Origin of the sequence: Bartonella sp. AP21QHHD (genome assembly GCF_042196205.1) — a bacterium.
In the GTDB taxonomy this organism is placed as follows: domain Bacteria; phylum Pseudomonadota; class Alphaproteobacteria; order Rhizobiales; family Rhizobiaceae; genus Bartonella.
Genome location: NZ_JBHIPT010000033.1, coordinates 1 through 3,860, shown reverse-complemented (window position 1 = coordinate 3,860; position 3,860 = coordinate 1). Strand labels below are relative to the sequence as shown.

At 32.5% G+C, this 3,860-nt stretch carries 2 protein-coding genes; one reads left to right on the top strand and one right to left on the bottom strand.

The genetic code is table 11. The features are described 5' to 3' along the window. A partial coding sequence (locus ACFIMC_RS03035) for a type ISP restriction/modification enzyme (protein WP_375681035.1) occupies positions 1-1,996 on the top strand: 1,996 nt, incomplete at its 5' end. A gap of 1,091 nt (positions 1,997-3,087) precedes the next feature. Here the strand turns inward: ACFIMC_RS03035 and ACFIMC_RS03030 are convergent. Beyond that, entirely contained in the window at positions 3,088-3,498 is a 411-nt protein-coding gene (locus tag ACFIMC_RS03030; RefSeq protein WP_375685645.1) for an SMI1/KNR4 family protein, read from the bottom strand. Between the last annotated feature and the right edge of the window lie 362 nt (positions 3,499-3,860).

Below are 3,860 nucleotides of genomic sequence, written 5' to 3'. Positions count from 1 at the left end.
TGGTTTGGCTGATACGTTTCGGATGCTTGAAAAACAAGATTTGATGAAAGGTTTACTAGAGGAAAACAGTGAATATTTAGAACACCAGAAAAATCTAAATATCGAAGTTATCTTTGGCAATCCTCCCTATTCAACAGGTCAAAAAAGTGCTAATGACAATGCAAAGAATACCCCTTATCCCATATTAAATGACCGTATTCGTGAAACCTATGCTGCTCAATCTGAATCAATCAATATGCAAGCACTTTACGATAGTTATATTCGTGCTATACGCTGGGCTAGTGATCGTATTGATAATGCTGGGGTAATCGGCTTTGTTTCTGGATCTGGTTATATAGAAAAGTCGACAATGGATGGTTTACGAAAATCTTTAGCCAACGAATTTACGAGCATTTATGTACTTAATTTACGGGGGGATATCCGTAAAAATATGTTAAGCGATGGAAAAGCTCAAGAAGGAGAAAATGTTTTTGGTAGTGGTAGTATGACTGGTATTGCCGTAACCTTATTTATCAAAAATCCCAATGTTTCTGAAGAATGTAAAATTTACTATCATGATATTGGTAATAATCGTACGATAAAAGAAAAACTTACAGCTCTTGAATACTTTGGTAGTGTTGGTGGTATTACACGTAAACAAAGCTGGCAAATGATTACACCAGATAAACATGGTGATTGGATAAATCAACGTGATGACAGTTTTGAAACATTCTTAGCTCTAGGTGATAAGAAACCTTATGATAAAAAACTGTTTGAGATTTATTCTTGTGGTCTAAAAACTAATCGTGATGCTTGGGCATATAACTCCAGCCGTGAAGTTTTAAAGAAAAACATGAATAATATGATTGCTTCCTATAATAGCGAAGTGGAACATTTTAATGATACTTATGTACATACTGACCGAAAAACACGTGCTAATGTCGTAGACGATTTCGTCAATACGGATGAACGCAAAATTAGTTGGAGTATTAATCTTAAAAAACATTTAACTAAAGGAAAGATTTTTGAATTTGAAGATATATGCCTTATTCAAAGCCTTTATCGTCCTTTTATACAGCAATGGCTTTATTACAATCGTGCCTTTAATGAAATGGTTGCTAAAATTCCTTGTATATTTCCGATGGGGAAAACGGTTGAAAATAAAGTAATTCAAATTACAGGCATAGGAGCAAGGTGTGGTTTTTCTGTATTTATGACTAAAAATGTGCCTGATTTTCATGCGATGGATACTAGTCAATGCTTTCCGCGCTATATTTACAAAGATAGCACGATCTCAAAAGATAAAAACAAGAAACAATCCTATTTATTTACAGAAGAAAGTAAAACAGCTAGTTTACAAAAGCGTGATGCCATTACGAATGAAGGGTTAGAACATTTTAAAGCCGCTTATCCTAATGAAACTATCACGAAAGATGATTTATTCTATTACGTTTATGGAATTTTGCATTCGGAAGATTACCGCTCTCGTTATGCTGATAACCTCTCTAAAGAATTGCCTCGTATCCCGTGTGTAAAAAATGCTGATGATTTTTGGAAGTTTGTGACAGCAGGACGTGAACTGGGTCATTTGCATGTGAATTATGAAGATGTAAAACCTTATCCAGTAACCTTTAAAAAGGGTAATCCAAAACAGACAGAGATCTCTAATCCAGAAAAGTTTTATTATGTAACTGAAATGAAATTCGCAAAAGCAGGTAAAGAGAAAGATAAATCAACTGTTATTTATAATAACAATATCACAATAACAGATATCCCTCTTGAAGCTTATGAGTATATTGTCAATGGCAAGCCTGCTCTTGAATGGGTTATGGGGCGTCAATGCGTTAAGACTGATAAAAAGAGTGGTATTGTTAATGATGCCAATCGCTATGCTGTTGAAACCATTGGCAACCCTGCCTACCCTCTAGAGTTATTTCAAAGGGTTATTACCGTAAGTTTAGAAACAATGAAGATTGTTAAGAACTTACCAAAATTAGAAATAAGAGAAACTGAATAAGCTTATTAAAGCATGCTCACATAATGAGTGTGATAACCTTACAAGGGGTATAAGGTCTTATAGCTATAGGTTCCTATACCCCCTTTATACATTGCTTACATACAATCTCTAAAAGGAGTGTTTATATGCGTTATTCTAAAAAAGAGCATTTGCACTTTTTAACACTGTACTTTGGATTGCTTTAAGGCTTATAAGAAATCCCATCTTAAAGTGAATTAGATTTTTTACATTGCCTTTAAAAGATTATACCGTAATCTAAAATGAGTGCTTTATTGTTTTCAAAAGCTTTATTTAAAGAGAGTTATATATATTCATTTTCTTATATTACTTATAGGTTTTGAAGGTTTCTCACACCCTCAAAATACCTTCAAAAATATACCGTTGGTTGTATTTATAGGTTGTGTTTTAATATAGATTGTATCTCTAAAATGCTAATATATTGAAATATAATGACTTTTATTTTTTATTGAAAAATATGTAAAGGGGGGGCGTAAAAAGCACCTCCAAAACCCCCAAAAACCCCTAAACCTCCAAAACTCATAACCATAATGGTCTTGATAGCATTTCTTATGAGTTACAAGCTATCTTTTGAAAGGCTTAAAGGATCATATGCTTTTCATAAAGCACGTTGTAATCATTCTCTAAAATCATAAGTTTATCTATTCAAATGAACTTATAAAAATTCATAAAAGGGATTTTGATAACGTAATCAGTTTTTACTTTCATACGCTTTTCATAAGACACGCACTAATTACTCACTAAAATAATCTAGTTATCAGTTCAATTTACTGACACAAACTGACAAGTTTTAATCAACTCACATCATTGGTTATCTTTAAAGATTGTACTATTGATATGAGTTGTGTTATTAAAATAATAACATATTGAAATATAATGTTTTTAATTTTTTCTCATTTAAAAAAATGCCATAGGGGCTAAAAAGAACTGACAACACTGACATAGGTCTATTAAAAGGTATTTTTCTCATCTCTATAATTGTCAGTTTCTATTGAGATGTTTTCATAACAGGCAATAAATCGCAATTATCCTATTATCAACTAGTTGTATAACATCATCTAAGGTATAGGTTTTCATGAATTTTCCCCTGCATACTCTTTAATTCTTTTANAGAGTGGGCATTCACCATCCCGAAACTGCGTATAATCAAAATAAAAGGTTTCACCAAAATCAGTTGTGCAGATAACAAGTTGTTTGGGGTCCGTAAAGCCATCTCTTCTATCGAGCAAATTTCGGTAAACAATATCACCAGCAGGAATACCTGCACAGATTTCATAAATACTGAATATTTCTTCACCTCCAATTTCTCCTCCTCCATAATTTTTTAAAAAATTCTTATAGGAAGAGGTAAATTGTAAACCAAGAGTGTTCTCAGCTGTTTTAATCCGTACATCATCAGGGGCATTATCTTTAGTACCAAAATTAATAGCATGACTATGCATATCAATATATTGTGCAACATCCGATAAAGTATAACTTTTCATAAATTTTTCTCCATAAGTCACAGTGTGTTTTTACTCATAATGAGTGTTTCTACTGATCAATATTCTCTACTATAGCCAATGGAATTTGGATTACATTGATAGAATATAAAGGATGTTTTCTTGAAGGAGCTCTTTTCTCATTTGTCTCTGTGCAATCATCTCGCATTTACAATATATGATATAATTAAAGGGGATGATCATTAAAGCTTAGAGAGCGCCTTTTAGTGTCATTACTCCAATATTTGCAATAATTACTTTTTCTTTTTTCTTGCTGAGGAGTCTTTTTTTGAAATCCAACAAATAACTTTTCTGATAAAATTTGTCTTTGGATTCATAGGAGCAACCAAACTCCTGCCTTGATA